This window comes from Streptomyces flaveolus, assembly GCF_000716535.1.
Classification (GTDB): Bacteria; Actinomycetota; Actinomycetes; order Streptomycetales; family Streptomycetaceae; genus Streptomyces; species Streptomyces flaveolus_A.
This window is the reverse complement of the sequence record NZ_JNWV01000022.1, coordinates 47,617-65,406: the sequence shown is the minus strand read 5'-3', so window position 1 is coordinate 65,406 and position 17,790 is coordinate 47,617. Positions and strand designations below refer to the sequence as shown.

16 protein-coding genes are annotated in these 17,790 nt (G+C 71.9%); 5 read left to right on the top strand and 11 right to left on the bottom strand.

Features of this window, described 5'->3' with window-relative positions; genetic code table 11:
* Positions 1-100: 100 nt before the first annotated feature.
* The 7 genes from OO52_RS24230 to OO52_RS24200 form a co-directional block, all read right to left on the bottom strand.
* Positions 101-1,486, bottom strand: a complete 1,386-nt coding sequence (locus tag OO52_RS24230) for an amino acid permease (RefSeq protein WP_030648724.1) — start codon at positions 1,484-1,486, stop codon at positions 101-103.
* Between the two features lie 121 nt (positions 1,487-1,607).
* Positions 1,608-2,498, bottom strand: coding sequence for a TauD/TfdA dioxygenase family protein (locus OO52_RS24225; RefSeq protein ID WP_030648720.1), 891 nt, complete (start codon positions 2,496-2,498; stop codon positions 1,608-1,610).
* 11 nt (positions 2,499-2,509) lie between these two features.
* Positions 2,510-3,847: an LLM class flavin-dependent oxidoreductase gene (locus tag OO52_RS24220; RefSeq protein ID WP_030648718.1), complete on the bottom strand. Its 1,338-nt coding sequence runs from the start codon at positions 3,845-3,847 to the stop codon at positions 2,510-2,512.
* Positions 3,844-4,578 (bottom strand): ABC transporter ATP-binding protein, encoded by a 735-nt coding sequence (locus OO52_RS24215; RefSeq protein ID WP_030648713.1) that lies wholly within the window; start codon positions 4,576-4,578, stop codon positions 3,844-3,846. The genes OO52_RS24220 and OO52_RS24215 overlap by 4 nt, the downstream gene beginning before the upstream one ends.
* Positions 4,554-5,399 carry an ABC transporter permease gene (locus tag OO52_RS24210; RefSeq protein ID WP_030648709.1) on the bottom strand — a complete coding sequence of 282 codons (846 nt, stop codon included), beginning with the start codon at positions 5,397-5,399 and terminating at the stop codon, positions 4,554-4,556. Before OO52_RS24210 ends, OO52_RS24215 begins: the two co-directional genes overlap by 25 nt.
* Positions 5,396-6,439: an ABC transporter substrate-binding protein gene (locus OO52_RS24205; protein ID WP_030648706.1), complete on the bottom strand. Its 1,044-nt coding sequence runs from the start codon at positions 6,437-6,439 to the stop codon at positions 5,396-5,398. The genes OO52_RS24210 and OO52_RS24205 overlap by 4 nt, the downstream gene beginning before the upstream one ends.
* Before the next feature lie 206 nt (positions 6,440-6,645).
* On the bottom strand, positions 6,646-7,845 hold the full coding sequence (locus OO52_RS24200; RefSeq protein ID WP_030648702.1) for an ROK family transcriptional regulator: 1,200 nt from the start codon (positions 7,843-7,845) through the stop codon (positions 6,646-6,648).
* A 436-nt stretch (positions 7,846-8,281) separates the two neighbouring features.
* On the opposite strand from OO52_RS24200, the gene OO52_RS24195 reads away from it, so the two are divergent.
* A complete protein-coding gene (locus OO52_RS24195; RefSeq protein WP_030648699.1) occupies positions 8,282-8,863 on the top strand; it encodes a biotin transporter BioY in 582 nt (193 codons plus the stop codon).
* Here OO52_RS24195 and OO52_RS24190 read toward each other — a convergent pair.
* Together OO52_RS24190 and OO52_RS24185 are read right to left on the bottom strand one after the other, a co-directional pair.
* Positions 8,850-10,178, bottom strand: a complete 1,329-nt coding sequence (locus tag OO52_RS24190; protein ID WP_030648696.1) for an FAD-binding oxidoreductase — start codon at positions 10,176-10,178, stop codon at positions 8,850-8,852. The two genes, OO52_RS24195 and OO52_RS24190, sit on opposite strands and share 14 nt — an antisense overlap.
* A gap of 82 nt (positions 10,179-10,260) precedes the next feature.
* Positions 10,261-11,679, bottom strand: a complete 1,419-nt coding sequence (locus OO52_RS24185; protein ID WP_030648693.1) for an amino acid permease — start codon at positions 11,677-11,679, stop codon at positions 10,261-10,263.
* A gap of 214 nt (positions 11,680-11,893) precedes the next feature.
* On the opposite strand from OO52_RS24185, the gene OO52_RS24180 reads away from it, so the two are divergent.
* Together OO52_RS24180 and OO52_RS24175 are read left to right on the top strand one after the other, a co-directional pair.
* Complete coding sequence (locus tag OO52_RS24180; RefSeq protein WP_030648689.1) at positions 11,894-12,382, top strand: ribose-5-phosphate isomerase; 489 nt, start codon at positions 11,894-11,896, stop codon at positions 12,380-12,382.
* A gap of 31 nt (positions 12,383-12,413) precedes the next feature.
* Positions 12,414-13,223: an Fpg/Nei family DNA glycosylase gene (locus OO52_RS24175; protein WP_030648686.1), complete on the top strand. Its 810-nt coding sequence runs from the start codon at positions 12,414-12,416 to the stop codon at positions 13,221-13,223.
* Between the two features lie 30 nt (positions 13,224-13,253).
* Here the strand turns inward: OO52_RS24175 and OO52_RS24170 are convergent, their stop codons facing one another.
* The gene (locus OO52_RS24170) at positions 13,254-14,495 is read right to left on the bottom strand and encodes a GNAT family N-acetyltransferase (protein ID WP_030648683.1); all 1,242 of its coding nucleotides are present in this window, start codon (positions 14,493-14,495) and stop codon (positions 13,254-13,256) included.
* 160 nt (positions 14,496-14,655) lie between these two features.
* Between OO52_RS24170 and OO52_RS24165 the strand changes: the two genes are divergently transcribed.
* Both OO52_RS24165 and OO52_RS24160 read left to right on the top strand, forming a co-directional pair.
* Positions 14,656-15,828 (top strand): PP2C family protein-serine/threonine phosphatase, encoded by a 1,173-nt coding sequence (locus OO52_RS24165; RefSeq protein ID WP_030648680.1) that lies wholly within the window; start codon positions 14,656-14,658, stop codon positions 15,826-15,828.
* Positions 15,829-15,895: 67 nt separating this feature from the next.
* Positions 15,896-16,342 (top strand): HD domain-containing protein, encoded by a 447-nt coding sequence (locus OO52_RS24160; RefSeq protein ID WP_030648677.1) that lies wholly within the window; start codon positions 15,896-15,898, stop codon positions 16,340-16,342.
* Between the two features lie 57 nt (positions 16,343-16,399).
* Here OO52_RS24160 and OO52_RS24155 read toward each other — a convergent pair whose 3' ends face one another.
* Positions 16,400-17,503: an acyltransferase family protein gene (locus OO52_RS24155; RefSeq protein ID WP_030648675.1), complete on the bottom strand. Its 1,104-nt coding sequence runs from the start codon at positions 17,501-17,503 to the stop codon at positions 16,400-16,402.
* Positions 17,504-17,790 lie beyond the last annotated feature (287 nt).

Sequence of the window (17,790 nt, the reverse complement as noted above, 5' to 3'; positions counted from 1 at the left end):
TTGCAAGTAACTTGCAACTACACGCTAGCAACAACAACATCGGAACAACAGAAAGGCCCCCACGTGTCGCACGTGGGGGCCTCGCCCGGGGCGGGGGTGGTCAGCTCCTGGCCCGCGCCCGCTGCCAGGCGTACCCCACCGCCGCCAGGGCCAGCGTCATCCCGCCCGTCGAGTACAGCTGGATGCGGGTGTCCGGCTCGCGGGCCATCAGGACGAAGATCGCCGCCATGCCGGCCAGGGCGACCCAGGTCAGCCACGGGAAGCCCCACATGCGGACGACCAGCTTCTCCGGCGCCTCGCGTTCGATGCGGCGGCGCAGCAGCAGCTGGGAGACCGCGATGAAGATCCAGACGACCAGGATGACCGCGCCGATCATGTTCAGCAGCCAGGGGAAGACGTCGTCCGGCCGCCAGTAGCTGAGCAGCACGCACACGAAGCCGAAGAAGCAGGAGGTGAGGACCGCGACGCGCGGTACCCCGCCGGACAGCCTGGCCAGCGCCTTGGGGCCCTGGCCGCGCTCGACCAGCGAGTAGGCGATGCGCGAGGAGCCGTAGATGTTGGCGTTCATCGCGGACAGCAGGGCGACCAGGACGACCACGTTCATCAGCTGGCCCGCGCCGGGGATGCCCAGGTGGTCGAGGGTGGCGACGTACGGGCCCTTCGCCACGACCTCCGCGGAGCTCCAGGGGACGAGGGTGACGACGACCGCCATGGAGCCGATGTAGAACAGGGCGATCCGCCACATCGCCGTGCGGACGGCGGAGGCGACGCCCCGCACCGGGTCCTCCGACTCGGCCGCCGCGATGGTGACCGTCTCCAAGCCGCCGTACGCGAAGACCGAGGCGAGCAGGCCGACCAGCAGGCCCTCGCTGCCGTGCGGCAGGAAGTCGGTCAGGTTCGACGCGCCGGGGGAGTCGGTGCCGGGCAGCACACCCGCGATGGCCAGCCCGCCCAGGATCAGGAACAGGCTGATCGCACCCACCTTCAGCGCGGCGAACCAGAACTCGAACTCGCCGAAGTTCTTCACCGCGGCCAGGTTCGCCCCGCAGAAGACGACCATGAACAGCGCGACCCACATCCACTGCGGGGTGCCCGGCAGCCAGCCCTGGACGATCTTCGCGGCGCCGATGCCCTCCAGGCCCACCGCCGTACAGAGCAGGACCCAGAAGGACCAGCCCGCCGCGAAGCCCGCCCAGGGGCCGATCGCCCGCTCGGCGTGCGCGGAGAAGGAACCCGAGGACGGGTAGGCGGCCGACATCTCGCCGAGCATCCGCATCACCAGCATCACCAGGACGCCGGACAGGGTGTAGGCGATCACGATCGACGGGCCGGCGGCGGCGATGCCCGCGCCGGAGCCGACGAAGAGGCCCGCGCCGATCACCCCGCCCAGGGCGATCATCGACAGGTGGCGCTGCTTGAGGCCGTGGGAGAGGGAGGCGTCCGCCCGCTGCTGCGGCGGCGTCTCCGAGGTCGTGCTGCTGGGCATGGAGGCGGCTCTCCCAGTGCAATAGGCGGGCAAAAACCCCGCCAGTGTGGGCGGCCCGTCCGCTCACACGACAGGGCCGCCCATTATCCGGACACCCGGCGTACGCAGGGTGAATTCCCGGTTACGCGGCCACGGGCGTGTAGTGCGACGCGTCGCCCTCGATCGCGTAGCTCTCCTTGCCCTCGATGCCGACCGGGACGTCCCCGGCGACGGTCACCCGGTGCAGACGGCGCGGCAGACCGTCGTAGTTGTCGATGGCGTAGTGCTGGGTGATGCGGTTGTCGAACAGGACCAGCTGGTGCTCCGACCAGCGGTGGCGCAGCACGTTCTCCGGGCGGGTGACGTACGCCTGGAGCAGGTCCAGAACCTTGCGGGACTCGCCCGCCGACAGGCCGACGATCCGCTGCGCGAACCCGCCGATGAACAGCCCGCGTTCGCCGGTGAGCGGATGGACGCGGACCACGGGGTGGGCGGTGCGGTACCGGATGGAGGTGAACTGGGCGCGCTGGGCCGCCCGCGCCTCGTCGATCTCCTCGTCCGGCACCGCGTAGTCGTAGTCGTTCGTGTGTTCCGCCCACAGGGTGTCGGCCAGGCGGCGCAGCGGCTCGGGCAGGTCGCGGTAGGCCGCCGCCGCGTTGGCGATCAGTGTCTCGCCGCCGTACGGCGGGACGGTGAGCGAGCGCAGGGTGCTGGCCTGCGGCGGGTTGAGGACGAAGGTGACGTCCGTGTGCCAGTGGTTGGCGCGGCCCCGCTCGCTGTCGACCGGAAGCACGTGCGGGGCGCCGTCGACCGCGCCGACCGTCGGGTGCGCCGTGGTCAGGTCGCCGAAGTGGCGGGCGAAGGCCTGCTGGCCGGCGTCGTCCAGGCCGTCGGCGTCGAAGACGAGCGCCTTGTGGACGTCGAGGGCCGCACGGATCGCGGTGACCTCCTCCGGGGCCAGCGGCCGGGTGATGTCGACGCCGAAGACGCGTGCGCCGATGCGGGCGGTGACCTTGGTGATCTCGATGGACATCGGGGTTCCTCTCAGCTGAAGGCGGGGCTCAGGTACTGGTTGGCGGGGCGGGGGAGGCCGTAGCGCTCCCGGAGGGTCTGCCGGGGCCCGTACTCGGCGCGGAACAGGCCGCGGGCGCGCAAGCGCGGTACGACGTGCTCGACGAAGGCGTCCAGGCCGGAGGGCAGCACGGCCGGCATGACGTTGAAACCGTCGGCGGCGCCGCGCGTGAACCAGGTTTCGATCCGGTCGGCGACCTGCTCGGGTGTCCCGGCGAAGGTGAGGTGCCCGCGTCCGCCGCCGAGCCGGCCGATGAGCTCCCGGACGGTGAGCCGGTCACGCCGGGCCAGCTCCACGACGAGCGTGTAGCGGCTCTTGGCGCCCTCGATGGCGGACTCGGGCGGCAGATCGGCGGGCAGCGGGCCGTCCAGCTCCAGGGTGCCCGCCGGGAGGCGCAGCAGGTTCTCCAGGCGGTCCACGCCGTGCTCGTACACGATGTGGTCCTCCAGCAGCCGTTCGGCGGCCCGTGCCTCGGCCTCCGTCGACCCGAGCACCGGGACGATCCCGGGCAGCACCTTCAGGTGCCCGGGGTCCCGGCCTGCCCGTGCGGCCCGGGACTTGAGGTCGGCGTAGAAGGCCTGGGCGCCGGCGAGGGTCTGCTGGGCGGTGAACACCGCCTCGGCGTACCGGGCGGCGAAGGCCTTGCCGTCCTCGGAGGACCCGGCCTGGACCAGCAGCGGGTATCCCTGCGGGGTGCGCGGCACGTTGAGCGGGCCGGCGACGCTGAAGTAGGTCCCCCGGTGCCGGGGCGGGTGGATCTTGGTGTCGTCGCCCCAGACGCCGGCCGCCTTGTCGGCGACGATCGCGTCGTCCTCCCAGCTGTCCCACAGCTTGAGGGCCACGTCCAGGAACTCGGCGGCGCGCGCGTACCGCTCCGCGTGCGGGGGCTCCTCGTCGAGCCCGAAGTTGCGGGCGGCCTCCTTGCCCGCGGTGGTGACGACGTTCCAGCCGGCCCGGCCGCCGCTGACGATGTCCAGCGAGGCGAACCTGCGGGCCAGGTTGTACGGGGAGTTGTAGGAGGTGGACGCGGTGGCGATCAGGCCGATGTGCTCGGTGGCCGTCGCCAGCGCGGTCAGCAGGGTGAGCGGTTCCAGCGCGCCGGCCGGCCGCTGGGCGAGGTTGCTCCACAGCTGGGGGCCGTCGGCGAGGAAGAGCGAGTCGAAGGTGCCGCGTTCGGCGGTCCGGGCGAGCCGGACGTAGTGGCTCAGCTCCACATGGGCGTACGGGTCGCTCTCGGGAAGCCGCCAGGACGCCTCGTGGTGGCCGGTGTTCATCAGGAACGCGTTCAGGTGGAGCTGTCTTGCGGTCACCGGTGGTCCTCCGTGACACCGAGGGCGGCCAGCAGCCGCTCGCGGTACTCGCCCAGCAGCGGCTCGCGGTAGGAGCGCGGGTGGGGACGGTCGATGGTCAGGTCGAGGCCGATCCGGCCCCGGTCCAGGACGAGGACCCGGTCGGCGAGCACGATCGCCTCGTCCACGTCGTGGGTGACGAGCAGGACGGACGGCCGGTGGCGCGTCCACAGCTCGCGCAGCAGGTGGTGCATCCTGATCCGGGTGAGGGCGTCCAGTGCCCCGAACGGTTCGTCCGCCAGCAGCAGCTCCGGTTCGCGGACCAGGGAGCGGGCCAGCGCCGCCCGCTGTGCCTCGCCGCCGGACAGTTCCCCCGGCCAGGCCCGCTCCCGGCCCGCGAGGCCGACCTCCGCCAGGGCGGCCCGGCCGCGTTCGACGGCGTCCTTGCCGTCCAGGCCCAGCAGGACGTTGTCCAGCACCCGGCGCCAGGGCAGCAGCCGTGAGTCCTGGAACACCACCGACACACGCTCGGGCGCGGTGAGCCGCCCGCTGCCGGCCACGCCGTGATCGAGCCCGGCGACCGCCCGCAGCAGGGTCGACTTGCCGGAGCCGCTGTGCCCGAGCAGGGCCGTGAACTGTCCGGCGGGCAGATCGAGGTCGATGCCGTCGAGGACGGTACGGTCCGCGAACGACCGGGTCAGCTCGCGCAGCCGGACGGCGGGGCGAGTCAGTTGCTCAGTGTGCGGCGCCATGACAGCACCCTCCGTTCGATCAGGCGGACCACGCTGTCGGAGACCAGGCCGAACACGCCGTAGATCAGCAGGCCGACCAGGATGACGTCGGTCTGGCCGTAGTTCTGCGCCTGGAACATCAGGTAGCCGAGACCGCTGGTGGCGTTGATCTGCTCCAGGACCACCAGGCCCAGCCAGGAGCCGGTCACGCCGAGCCGGAGTCCCACGAAGAATCCGGGCAGCGCGCCGGGGATCACCACCTGGCGGACGAAGGTGAGCCTGGACAGGCCCTGCACCTCGGCGAGTTCGACGAAGCGGCTGTCGATGCCGGACAGCGCGGCGTGCGTGTTCAGGTAGACCGGGACGTAGACGACGATCGCGATGATGGCGATCTTGAAGGTCTCGCCGATGCCCAGCCAGAGGATGAACAGCGGGATCAGACCGAGGGTGGGGATCGCCCGGTTGAGCTGCACCGTCCCGTCGATCAGTGCCTCCCCGGCCCGGCTCAGACCGGACGCGAGGGCGAGCAGCACCCCGGCGCTCAGGCCGATCGCGAAGCCGTAGCCGGCCCGCTGGAGGGAGGTCAGCACATCGGTGGGCAGGGTGCCGTCGGTCCACAGGCGGCCGGCGGTGCGCAGGACGGTCCAGGGCGCGGGGATCGCCCCCGGGTCCAGCGCTCCGGCGGCCGAGGCGGCGGCCCACACGGCGAACAGCACCAGCGGGCCGATGAGCCGGGCGGCGGGCAGCCGGCGGCCGGGGGAGAGCCGGCGGCGCCGGCGGACCTGGGGGAGGTCCCCGGCGGCGGTCCGGGGAACGGCGGTCGTCGTGGTCACGGCGGTCACCTCCGGTACTCCTCGGGTACGGCCTCGGCGGCGAGGGACTCGAAGCGGTGGTCGAAGAGCGAGGACACGTCGAACTTCTTCACGAAGCCGCCCTCGGCGAGCAGATCGGCGGTCTCCTGCTCCCACGTGACCGCCTCGTCCCAGCTGGGCGGGAACAGCGGCTTGTTGGCCAGCTCGGTGATGCCCCGCGCCTGGGCGGGGGTCAGGTTCTGCGTCTTGACGTAGAACTCCTCGTTCCACACGTCCGGGTGCTCGTACTGCCACACCTGGCCCTTGGCCCACTGCGGGATGTAGGCGGCGATCGCCGCGGCCTTCGCCGGGTCGTTCAGCACGGACTGCGGCGCCCACAGCAGGTTGAGCAGGTCGACGACGTCGGTGGGGATGGAGCGGGCACCCTTGGACGCGTACTGCTTCAGGTACGCGGGCGCCTGGTTGATGGCGAGCGGGGCCACGTCCACCTGCCCGGACTGGAGGGCGGTGAAGAACTGGTTGCTGGTCAGCGGGACCAGCTTCACCTCGTCGTAGGCCAGGCCCGCCTTCTTCAGCGCCCGCAGCAGCACGACACCCTGGGCCTGGCCCTGCGAGAAGGCGAGCTTCCTGCCCTTGAAGTCCGCGACCGCGCGGATGTCGCTGCCGGGCCTGGTGGCGAACAGGTAGTTGGGCTTGCGGGTGATGTCGATCGCCACGATCTTCGCGTCGAAGCCCTGGTAGTGGGCCTGGATCGGCGGGATGCCGGCGTTGTTGGAGAGGTCCAGGGACCGGGCGCGGAACGCGTTGATCACGTCTGGGCCCGCCCCGATGTTCACCCAGTCGGACACCTTGAACGGCAGTCCGGGCAGCTTCGCCAGCCTGAACTGGAGCTGCTGCTGGCCCAGGTAGGAGGCGATCTTCAGGCTGGTGCCGGCCGGGACCTTGTGGGCGAGCGGTTCGGTGGCGGCACCACGGGTGTCGGCGGCGGCGTCGCCCCGCGCGCAGCCGGACAGTCCGGCGACGGCGGCGGACGCGCCGAACACGGAGGTGAGAAAGGCACGACGGTGCATGGGAGGACTCCCAGGAGAAAAAGAAGAGAAAAGCAGGAGGAATTCCGGGGGAAGCAGGCCGGAGGAAGAGGACTCACGCAGTGGGAAACACGCGCTTCATGCGCGGCAACATGTCAGCAACAGAGAGTGCGACAGCTCGTGAGGGGGCTCATGACCAGGATGTTCCCGGCCGCGCTGGACCCCTGTCAACATTCCGAGTTTCTGAATTAAATACCTTCAGGTGACGCGCCCAGCGGATCCCGGAACAACGCGTCCAGTACGACGGACCCGCCCGCCACCGCCAGCACGGAATCCGGGAAACTCGTCGGGAGGACAGCGGTGGAACGCGCCGGACCGACCGCGTCCCGGAACGCGTCGAGGCAGCCCTCGACATGGATGACACCGACCTCGGTGACGACGACCGTCTCCGGGTTCAGCACGTCCAGCAGCAGCCCGGCCGCGCGCCCGGTCGCACGCGCCCGCTCCACCAGCAGCCGCCGGGCCACCGGGTCCGCGCCCGTCGCCGCGGCCACCACACGCATCGGGTCGGCCGAGTCGGCCAACCCGGCCGCCCGCGCCCGCCGGCACAACGTCCGCTCGCTCAGCTCCGCCTGGAGGCAGCCGGTACGGCCGCACGCGCACGGTTCGGTGCCGCCCGGCACCGGCAGATGGGCGATCGCGCCGGCCGCGGACCGGGGGCCGTAGTGCACCTCGTCGTGGGTGGCGAAGGCGGCGTCCACCACGTTGCCGACGAACAGGTGCAGCACGCTCCGGCTGCCCCGGGCCCGCCCGAACAGCCGCTCCCCGTGCACCAGGGCCCGCGCGTGCCCGTCCACCTGGACCGGCAGGCCGATGCGGGCGCCGAGCAGCTCCCGCACCGGCACGTCCCGCCAGCCCAGCAGCTCGTGCTCGACCACGGTGCCCGTCTCCCGGTCCACCCAGCCGCCGACCGCCACCCCGACCCCCAGCGGGCACCGGCCCGGCACCCCGGCGAGCAGCCCCGCGAGGCCCTCGGCCGCCCGCGCCACCACCCAGGCCGGGTCGGTCCGTTCGTGCCGCAGCTCCCGCCGGGCCACCACCCGGCCCCGCAGGTCCAGCAGCGCCACCGTGGTGTACGGCACGGCCACGTGCACACCGGCGACCAGAAAGCAGCTGTCGTCCAGGTCGACAGGCACGTGCGGCCGGCCGACCCCGTTCGAGCGGCGGGGCGCGGCCGACTCCCGGATCAGGCCCCGCTCGGCGAGCCGGGCGCAGTGCTCGGTCACCGACGCGGGGGACAGCCCGGTCAGCCGGGCGATGGTGCTGCGCGCCACCGGGCCGTGCTCCAGCACGGAGCGCAGTACGACACTGGCGCTGGTGCGCCGCCGGTCGCTGTCGGCGGCGCGCGGCACGGGCGAGGGCAGGGTGGGAACGGCGGTACGGGGCATGGAGGACCGTCCTCGGGAGCGGGGTCGACACGTCTCGGAGGCTCGGAGAGGGTGAGGCGTGCCGGACGGCCCGCCCCTATCCCGGACGGCGACAGGTGGCCGTGCCCTGGCGTCGCAGATCGACGTAGCGACGCGAGGTGAGATGGCGGGCCTGGGCAACCATGGCTGAAGGGTAGGGCAGGAGGAATGAATCCGACCAGACGACCAGGGTTCGTTTGGTGAGACCGCACAGTTTCGTCAGCACCCGCTCCACGTGAGCGAAACGTCCCTGCCTCAGTGATCAGTGTCACGCCCGGACTCGTGTAACCGGCACTCTTTGTCCGGAGCCCACGAAGCTCTCGTTCCGCCCTTTGTCGGGCGCTGACGGTGATCGGCCGCGGCCCGCTCGGATAGCGTCACCCTGTCCCAGCATGTCCCCGTCACCCGCGGAGTCCCCATGAGCACCGCCACCGCCACCGCCCGCCCCGGCGCCGTTCTCGCCGACCTGCTGCCCGCGTCCCGCGTCCGTGACGTCGCCCTCGTCGTCGGCGGCGCGGTGCTCACCGGTCTCGCGGCCCAGCTCTCCGTGCCCGTGCCCGGCTCCCCGGTGCCGGTGACCGGCCAGACCTTCGCCGCGCTGCTCGTCGGCACCACGCTCGGCGCGCGCCGCGGCTTCCTCTCCCTCGCGCTGTACGCGGTCGCCGGTGTGGCGGGCGTGCCGTGGTTCGCGCAGGGCACCTCCGGCGCGGGCATGGTCTCCTTCGGCTACGTCCTCGGCATGCTGCTCGCCTCCGCCCTCGTCGGCGCCCTGGCCCGCCGCGGCGCCGACCGCTCCCCGCTGCGCATGGCCGGCACGATGATCCTCGGCGAGGCCGTCGTCTACGCCGTCGGCGTCCCCTACCTCGCCCTGGCCGCCCACCTGTCCGCGTCCCAGGCGATCGCGGCCGGCCTCACGCCCTTCCTGATCGGTGACGCCCTCAAGGCCGCGCTGGCGATGGGCGCGCTGCCCACCGCCTGGAAGCTGGTCAACAAGGACTGACGCCGTAGTTCCTGCGGAAGAGGTTCGCCGGGTCGTGGGTCTCCTTCACCCGGGCGAGCCTCTTGCGCGTCTCGGCGTCGTACAGCCCCGCACCCCGGTCGCCCGCGCCGAAGGCGAAGTTGAGCGACCGGCCGAGCGTGTCGTCGGCCAGCAGCGCGAACACCGGGTCCAGCACGGTCCGCGCCCGCTTCCGGTCCCCGACCGTCAGCACCCGCACCAGGAACCGCCCCTCCCGGTACGGCACCGCGTTCGGCGCCGGCCGCGCGAGCGCCCCGCCCAGGTGGTTGACCTGCACGACACACATCAGGTCCGCCGCCGGACCGGTCCGCCGCAGCAGCTCCCCGGACCGCTCGACGTCCAGCTCCCGCAGCACCGCGCTGTCCCCGTAGTAGGCGTGCGGGAAGTCCGGGTCGCTGTGGATGGTGTGGCTCTCGGCGTACGGCATCTCGCGCAGCGAGTCCGACAGCACCGGGCCGATCTCCCGCAGCGAGGCGACGATGTCCGCGCCGCCGGGACCCGTGTGGGCGACCCGGACCGAGACCACGTACGTGCCGCGCAGATGCGGCGGCAGCGCGGGCACGTCCGGGTACGGGACGGCCGCGAAGGACGAGGTCAGCCCGTCCGGCACGGTTCGCGTCCAGGCCTCGTACGCCCGCAGCGCGGCCGCCGGGTCCACCGTCCGCCCGTCGAAGGCGAGCGAGCCGCCGTACAGCGTCCGCACCGGGACGAGCCCGATCTCCAGCTCGGTGACGACGCCGAGGTTCTGGCCGGCGCCGAGCAGCGCCCAGTACAGGTCCGGGTCGGAGTCCGGGGTGACCCGGCGGAGCGTGCCGTCGGCGGTGACGAGCTCCAGCCACCGCACGTGGTCGGCCGCGTAGCCGAACTCGCGGGCCAGGATGCCGAGCCCACCGCCCAGGGTGTACGACACCGCGCCCACGCCCGGCGCGGAACCGTTGAGGGGCGCCAGCCCGTACGGTTCGGCCGCCCGGACCACCTGCCCCCAGCGCACCCCGGCCCGCACCCGGACCGTACGCGCCTCGGGGTCGACGGTGATCCCGTCCAGTCGCTTCGTCGTCACCAACAGCCCGCCCTCGTAACCGCCGGGCAAACCGTGCCCGGTGGCCTGGACACCCACGGGCAGGCCGCGCTCGGCGGCGTACCGCACGGCGGCCACCACGTCCTCCGCCGTGCGGGCGGGCGCGATCACGTCGGGCCGCTGGACGAAGCCGAGCTGGAAGGCGGCGAGTTCGTCGTCGTAGCCGACGTCGCCGGGGCGGAGGAGGGTCAGGCCGGTGCGCTGGTCCGTGTGCGTCATGGAACGCAGCATGGCCGCATAACCTGACAGCTTCCGTCAGGTTATGCGGCCAGGTCGTGCGGCCTGCCGGGCCGGTGCCGGATCAGCCGACGGACACCTTGTCGGCCGGGGCCTCGGCGGCGGGTGCCGGGCGGCCCGCCCGGATCCGCTCCTTCACCACGGCGATCACCAGCACGACCGCCGCGACCAGCAGCGACAGCAGCACGGTCTCGCGGCCGTCGTGCTCGGTGTCGGTCAGCATGTAGCCGAGCACGAACACGATCAGCGCGGCCGTCGCCCAGGTCAGGTACGGGTACAGCCACATCCGCACGACGAGCTTCTCCGGCGCCTCGCGCTGGATGATCTTCCGCATGCGCAGCTGCGAGAAGCAGATGACCAGCCACACGAACAGGGCCACCGCGCCGGAGGAGTTGACGAGGAAGAGGAAGATCTTGTCCGGGGACAGGTAGTTGAAGAAGACGGCGACGAAGCCGAACACCACCGACGCGAGGATCGCCGTCATCGGCACACCCCGGCCGTTGACCCGCGCGAACGCCTTCGGCGCGTCGCCCCGCTCGCCGAGCGAGAAGGCCATGCGGGAGGCCGTGTACAGGCCGGAGTTCAGACAGGACAGCACCGAGGTCAGCACGATGAAGTTCATGATCTGACCGGCGTGCGCGATGCCCAGCGAGTTCAGCGCGGCGACGTAGGAGCCGTCCTTCGCGATGGAGGCGTCGTCCCACGGCAGCAGCGAGACCACGACGAGGATCGAGCCCAGGTAGAAGACGCCGATCCGCCAGATGATGCTGTTGGTGGACTTGGTGACCGCGCGCTGCGGGTCCTCGGACTCGCCGGCCGCCAGCGTGGCGATCTCGCTGCCCATGAAGGAGAAGACGACCAGCAGCACACCGGTGAGGATCGATCCCGGACCGTGCGGCAGGAACCCGCCGTGCGAGGTCAGGTTGCCGAAGCTCGCCTTGTCGGCGTCCACGCCCGGCAGGACGCCGAAGATGGCCAGCAGGCCGACGACGATGAACGCGCCGATCGCTACCACCTTGATGCCGGCGAACCAGAACTCGAACTCGCCGTAGGAGCCGACGGAGACCAGGTTGGTCGCGGTCAGCACGATCATCACGATGAGTGCCCAGGCCCATTGCGGGACGGCCGGGACCCAGCCTTCGAGGATCTGGGCACCGGCGGTCGCCTCGACGGCGAGCACGACGACCCAGAAGAACCAGTAGAGCCAGCCGATGGAGAACCCGGCCCAGCGGCCCAGCGCGCGGTCGGCGTGCGCCGAGAACGAGCCGGAGGTCGGATTGGCGGCGGACATCTCGCCGAGCATGCGCATCACGAGTACGACGAGCGTGCCGACGAGGGCGTAGGACAGGAGGATGCCGGGTCCCGCGGTGGCGATACCGGCTTTGGAACCGACGAAGAGGCCGGCTCCGATGACGCCGCCGATCGCGATCATCGAAAGGTGGCGGTTTTTCAGTCCTGCTTGGAGGCCCGAACCAGAGGTCATGGACGGATTTCCTTTGCGCCAGGTAGAGCTGCCCGCACGAGCGGTGTACGAGTCGGTCCAGTGAATCCGAGGTGAACGAATTCGGGAACCTCTGAATCCGTATCGTTACTTGAGGTTCCCTTGAGGATCTATGGCCTGCCTCACAATTTCCGCCACGGGTGCCCGCCGACACCCTGGGGCTGCTGCCCCGATACGGGCGTGTCACACTCGTGGCATGCGCGTGTATATCGGCTCCGACCATGCGGGCTACGAACTCAAGAACCACCTCGTCGAGTGGCTGAAGGCCGCCGGCCACGAGCCCGTCGACTGCGGGCCGCACATCTACGACGCCCAGGACGACTACCCGCCCTTCTGCCTCCGCGCCGCGGAGCGGACGGCCGCGGACCCGGACGCCCTCGGCATCGTCATCGGCGGCTCCGGCAACGGCGAGCAGATCGCCGCGAACAAGGTGAAGGGCGTGCGCGCGGCGCTGGCCTGGAGCGAGGAGACGGCGACGCTCGGCCGGCAGCACAACGACGCCAACGTGGTGGCCGTGGGCGCGCGCATGCACAGCACGGAGGAGGCGACCAAGTTCGTCGAGGTCTTCCTCAACACCCCGTTCTCCAGTGACGAGCGTCACATCCGCCGCATCGACATGCTGTCGGCGTACGAGACCACGGGCGACCTGCCGCCCATCCCGGCCCACCACCCGCAGCAGGACTGAGCCCCCAGGGGGCGGGAAGGAACAGGGACCCGTGCCAGAGGGGCACACGATCCACCGGCTGGCCCGGGACTACGCCGAGCGCTTCGTGGGCCGGGCCGCCCGCGTCACCAGCCCCCAGGGCAAGTTCTCCGACGCCGCCGCCCTGCTGGACGGTACCGAGCCGACCGCCACGGAAGCCCACGGCAAGCACCTCTTCCTGGGCTTCCGGGACGGCGACTGGGTCCACATCCACCTCGGCCTGTTCGGCAAGGTCGGCTTCGGGGACGCCCCGGCGCCCCCGCCGGCCGACACCGTCCGGCTCCGGCTCGCCAACGACACGTCGTACGTCGATCTGCGCGGCCCCACCACCTGCGCCCTGATCACGGACGCCGAGAAGCGGGCGATCCACGACCGGCTCGGCCCCGACCCGCTGCGCGCGGACGCCGACCCGGGCGCGGCCTACCGCAGGATCTCCCGCAGCCGTACGACGATCGCCGCGCTGCTCATGGACCAGAAGATCGTGGCCGGCGTCGGCAACGTCTACCGCGCCGAGGTGCTGTTCCGGCACGGCATCGACCCCTACCGCGCGGGCCGGGACATCACCCCGGCCGAGTGGGACGCGATCTGGGCCGACCTGGTCGCGCTGATGCGGGAGGGCGTCCGGAACAACCGGATCGACACCGTCCGCCCGGAGCACACCCCCGAGGCCATGGGCCGCCCGCCCCGCGTCGACGACCACGGCGGCGAGGTGTACGTGTACCGCCGGGCGAACCTGCCCTGCCACATCTGCGGCGACGGGATCCACATCGCCGGCCTCGCCGCCCGCAACCTCTTCTGGTGCCCGACCTGCCAGAAACGCTGACCGGGCCCCTGACCCGCCGGAAGCGCCGGCCTAGAAGCCGTGGGGCAGCCACGGGGCCACCGGTGAGCTGAACGCCACCGACGCCTCCGTCAGCGCCCCCGGCCGCAGCTCCCGCACCCGCCCGGCCGTCGCCAGCGACAGCAGGGTCACCCCGCCCAGATACGCCGCGCCCAACTCCCGCACGGACAGGGCGACGTCGGCCGCGTCGGTCGTCCGCTCGCAGGACGCGCCCTTCGGGTCGCCGGTCAGCCGCCAACGCCCCGCGTTCCACGGACAGAAGGCGTCCTCGACCTCGAACACGACGTCCACGGGCGTCAGATACGTACGGGCCGACAGGGCCGCTCCCACGTCCACCAGCCGGACGTACCCGGCGTCCCGCTGCTGCGGCAGGCAGCGGCGGATGTCGGAGACCAGGTACTGCCAGGCGTCGTCGACCGGCCGCGCCCGCATCTTCAGCGTCGTCATCAGGTCGACGCCGAACAGGAAACGCCACAGCGCCGCCTCGCTCGCCGGGTCCAGCGCGGCCAGGTCCTCCAGGGTCACCGTGCCGTCGTGCCCGCTCCGCCCCCAGACCATCTTCGTACGGAAGCGCGCGTACCCGGTGATCTCACCGTCCCGTTCGGCGACCACGCACTGCAGCGCCGACGCGCCCTCCCGCTCGCTCTCCGGGTCGACCAGCGCGGCCCGCTCCCAGCCGGGCTGCCGCGCCAGCATGCCCGGGCGCCGGGGCACCAGGGCCGCGTACACCGCCTCGCACTCCGCCAGGACGTCCGCGGGCGCCGCGTAGCGCACGCGCACCCCGTCGGTGCCCTCGGGCACCTCCAGGGTCACCCTGCCGGTGTCGATCTCGGCGATGAGCTGGGGGGTCGCCGCGCCGTACCCGAAGCGGCCGTAGATCGCGGGCTCGGAGGCGAACAGCGCGGCCAGCGGCTCGCCCTTGGCGCGCGCGTCGTCCATCAGCCGCCGCATCATCGACGTCAGCACCCCGCGCCGCCGGTGCGTCGCGGCCACGCTGACCATGGTCACGCCGGCGGTGGGCACCACCGCCCCGCCCGGCACGGTCATCCGGAAGCTGAAGGCCCCGGACGTGCCGACGAGCACGTCCCCGTCCCAGGCGGCCAGGGAACGGTCGAACTCGGTGAGTGATCTGTCCAGTTCCCGTTCCTCGGCGGAGGCCGGTCCGCCGCCGAACGCGCGGACCAGGTGGTCCCACCACTGGTCGAACTCCTCCGGACGCAGGGTCTTCAACTCGGTCGCGCTCTCAGTCCCCATGTGCCATGCCTACCAGGGCGAAGGGGGGCGAGCCAGTGATTTTCGCCCCGGCCCGGCCCGCCGGAACCCGGCCGACGGACGGCGAAGTGGAATCCCACAGGGGGGACAAGTGGGACCTCCCGTGCCAAGCAGCGGGTCCGCTGGATAGGGTCGCGAACTGATGGCAGCAGGACGACAGCGGCGCTCGAAGGCCGAGACGTTCACGGCCCGGTGGAAGATGCAGTGGCACCGGGCCCGCGTCGGGCTGCGCAGAAGCGCCGTGGACTACTTCCGCGGGGACGGCTCCGACTGGATCGCCTTCGCCGGACTGCTGCTGATGATCCCGGTCCTCGCGACCATGACCCTCCTCGACTCCGTGTGGTGCTCCCCGGCCACCCTGGTGCTGCCGATCGTCGCCGGCGGTCTGCTGCTGCGCCCGGCGAGCCTGCTCGGCCTGTACGCGGCGGCGGCCACCGCGCTGATCGTGGAGTCGGTACAGCTCGGCCCGTACACCGAGGGCCCCTCCCGGGTCACCCCGGGCGTGGTCCTGGTGGTGGCCGCCTGCGGCTTCTTCGGGCTGCTCACCGCGCAGTTCCGCAGCCGGGTCGGCGTGCCCTGGCGGCGCGGCGGCACCATGCTCTTCGACCTGCGCGAGCGGATCCGGGTGCAGAGCAAGCTGCCGAAGCTGCCGCAGGGCTGGCACCACGAGATGGCGCTGCGCCCGGCGGGCGGCCAGTCCTTCTCCGGCGACTTCGTCGTCGCCGCCCGCACGAACGGCGGCCGGACGCTGGAGGTCGTGCTCACCGACGTGTCCGGCAAGGGCATGGACGCCGGCTCGCGCGCCCTGCTGCTGTCCGGCGCCTTCGGCGGCCTGCTGGGCTCCCTCCCGCCGCACGCCTTCCTCCCGGCGGCCAACGGCTACCTCCTCCGCCAGGAATGGGAGGAGGGCTTCGCCACCTCCATCCATCTGGTCCTGGACCTGGACTCCGGGGACTACGAGCTGTACTCCGCCGGACACCCGCCGGGGCTCCAGCTCAGCGCGGGCAGCGGGCGCTGGGAGGAGAAGGCCGCCGAGGGGCCGCTGCTCGGGGTGTACGACGGCGCCCAGTTCGACCCCGTGAAGGGCTCGCTGCGCCCCGGTGACGTGCTGATGCTGTTCACCGACGGACTGGTGGAGACCTCCGACCGGGACATCGTTGAGGGCATCGACCGGCTCACCGGCGAGGCCGACCGCTATGTGGGCGGCGGCTTCCAGGGCGCCGCCTGGCACCTCATCGAGGCGGTCGCCAAGGACGTCAACGACGACCGCGCGCTGCTCCTGATCTGCCGCCAGCCGACGGCGAACGGCCGCTGAGCCGGCCGCCGGGCCGCCCGGTCCTCCGTGGTGGGCGCCGGGTGCGGCGCGGGGGGACACTGGAGCCATGACGCAGCTCACGCTCGCAGAGGTCGAGGCCGTCGCGCGGGCCGCCCACGAGGGGCAGACCGACAAGGCGGGGCAGCCGTACGCCGAGCACCTCGTGGCCGTCGCCGAGGGCGTGCGGGCCCGCGGCGGTGACCCGGAGCAGATCGCGGCGGCCTGGCTGCACGACTCCGTCGAGGACGACGCGCTCAGCCGGGAGTGGCTGGCCGCCGCCGCCCTGACCCCGCGCACCAAGGCCATCGTGGACGCCCTCACCAAGCGGCCGGGGGAGGAGCTGGAGGCGTACACGCGCCGGATCCTCGCCACCCCGGGCGCGCTGCTGGTGAAGGAGGCCGACCTGGCGCACAACGCCGACCCGCGGCGGCTCGCGGCGCTCGACGAGCCGACCCGGGAACGGCTGACCGAGAAGTACGCGAGGACGCGCGCACTTCTCGGTCTCGAAGCCTGAGCGTGGTTTCCGACGGGGGAGGGGGCGGGAGCGGCTGGCCGCCGGGACCCGGAGCGGCTAGACGCCGACCGTCTCCCGCTGCTTGTGCCGTTCGCGGGCCAGTTCGGCCGCGTCCTCCCGGAACGCCCACTCCATCTTCGGCTCCATCGCGAAGCGGAAGACCCGCTGCACCGGCTTGGTGCACAGCACCGTGACGGCGGCGGTCGCGAGGACGGTGACGGCGGCCGTGCCCAGGGCGCCGTACTGCTCGGCGAGGTCGAACCCGCCCGTGTACAGCGTGGCCTTGACCACGAAGCCGTGGAGCAGATAGCCGTACAACGTGCCCGCGCCGAGCGCGGTGAACCACGTCCGGCGGCCCGGCACCCACGCGAGGAAGCAGGCGGTCAGCAGCAGCGCGCAGCCGAACATGGCCAGCGTCATCAGCGGCCCGGTCCACCAGGGCGCGCCGATGTCCGGCGCCGAACTCTGCCGGTAGAACCATCCGCCGTCCACGCGCGGCACGCTCCACCAGCCGACGGCCAGCGCCGCGGCGAACACCGGTACGGACAGCACCCGCACCGCGCGTCGGCGTATCAGCGCGAAGTGCTCGGGCTTCAGCAGCAGACCGAGGACGAAGCAGGGCAGGAACTGCAGGACGCGGCCGAGGTCCAGGTTGTCGTCGAGGCCCGGGGTGACCGATCCGACCATGGCGATGCCCAGCGCCAGGGGCAGCGGCCGGCGGACCAGCTTCCACAGGGGGGTGGTCAGGCGCCAGATGAACAGCGCGCACAGGAACCAGGTCAGGTAGTAGGGGGAGACGAGACTGATCGGGTCGTCGGCCTGGCCCGCGTACCGCCGGAACAGCGAATAGGCGATCTGGAACAGCAGGTACGGGACCGCTATGCCGGTGACCAGCCGCTTCAGCCGGTCCGGGCGCATGTCGAAACTGCGGGAGAAGTAGCCGGAGATGACGATGAACGCCGGCATGTGGAAGGTGTACACGACGTTGTACAGGCTTTCGAGGGCCCGGTTGTCGGTCTTGATGGCCGACCAGGAGTGCCCCAGCGCCACGAGCACGATCGCCAGGTACTTGGCGTTGTCGAAGAACGCGTCGCGCTGCCTGCCCGGTCTGTCGGTCCGCGACTGCTCCTGCGCGTGCGTCGGGGTTCGCCGGTCGGGCACCCCGCGCACCGGCGACTGTGCCGGGGGGAGCGGCCTGCGGCTGTGGCCGGGGGACGTTGCGGCGTCGAACATCTCAGGCACCCTAGCGTCGGCTGTGGGATTCCGTAAAACCCGCACTGTCATTCCTGGTTATCCCGCCCGGGTACCCCGTAATTCACTGAACTTGCCATCCTGGTAGACGTGATGATGGGCACACAGGTGTCGTCCGTTCGCCCCGGATGTACCGATTAATACAGACTAATTCGGGCATACGGCGTCTCTGTGTCCCGTACGCGGATTCCCTGTCC

Bases quoted from the DNA above. Each gene is read 5' to 3' on its own strand.
- OO52_RS24230 (WP_030648724.1), bottom strand. From the start codon at position 1,486: ATGCCCAGCAGCACGACCTCGGAGACGCCGCCGCAGCAGCGGGCGGAC.
- OO52_RS24225 (WP_030648720.1), bottom strand. From the start codon at position 2,498: ATGTCCATCGAGATCACCAAGGTCACCGCCCGCATCGGCGCACGCGTC.
- OO52_RS24215 (WP_030648713.1), bottom strand. From the start codon at position 4,578: ATGGCGCCGCACACTGAGCAACTGACTCGCCCCGCCGTCCGGCTGCGC.
- OO52_RS24205 (WP_030648706.1), bottom strand. From the start codon at position 6,439: ATGCACCGTCGTGCCTTTCTCACCTCCGTGTTCGGCGCGTCCGCCGCC.
- OO52_RS24200 (WP_030648702.1), bottom strand. From the start codon at position 7,845: ATGCCCCGTACCGCCGTTCCCACCCTGCCCTCGCCCGTGCCGCGCGCC.
- OO52_RS24195 (WP_030648699.1), top strand. From the start codon at position 8,282: ATGAGCACCGCCACCGCCACCGCCCGCCCCGGCGCCGTTCTCGCCGAC.
- OO52_RS24190 (WP_030648696.1), bottom strand. From the start codon at position 10,178: ATGACGCACACGGACCAGCGCACCGGCCTGACCCTCCTCCGCCCCGGC.
- OO52_RS24185 (WP_030648693.1), bottom strand. From the start codon at position 11,679: ATGACCTCTGGTTCGGGCCTCCAAGCAGGACTGAAAAACCGCCACCTT.
- OO52_RS24180 (WP_030648689.1), top strand. From the start codon at position 11,894: ATGCGCGTGTATATCGGCTCCGACCATGCGGGCTACGAACTCAAGAAC.
- OO52_RS24170 (WP_030648683.1), bottom strand. From the start codon at position 14,495: ATGGGGACTGAGAGCGCGACCGAGTTGAAGACCCTGCGTCCGGAGGAG.
- OO52_RS24165 (WP_030648680.1), top strand. From the start codon at position 14,656: ATGGCAGCAGGACGACAGCGGCGCTCGAAGGCCGAGACGTTCACGGCC.
- OO52_RS24160 (WP_030648677.1), top strand. From the start codon at position 15,896: ATGACGCAGCTCACGCTCGCAGAGGTCGAGGCCGTCGCGCGGGCCGCC.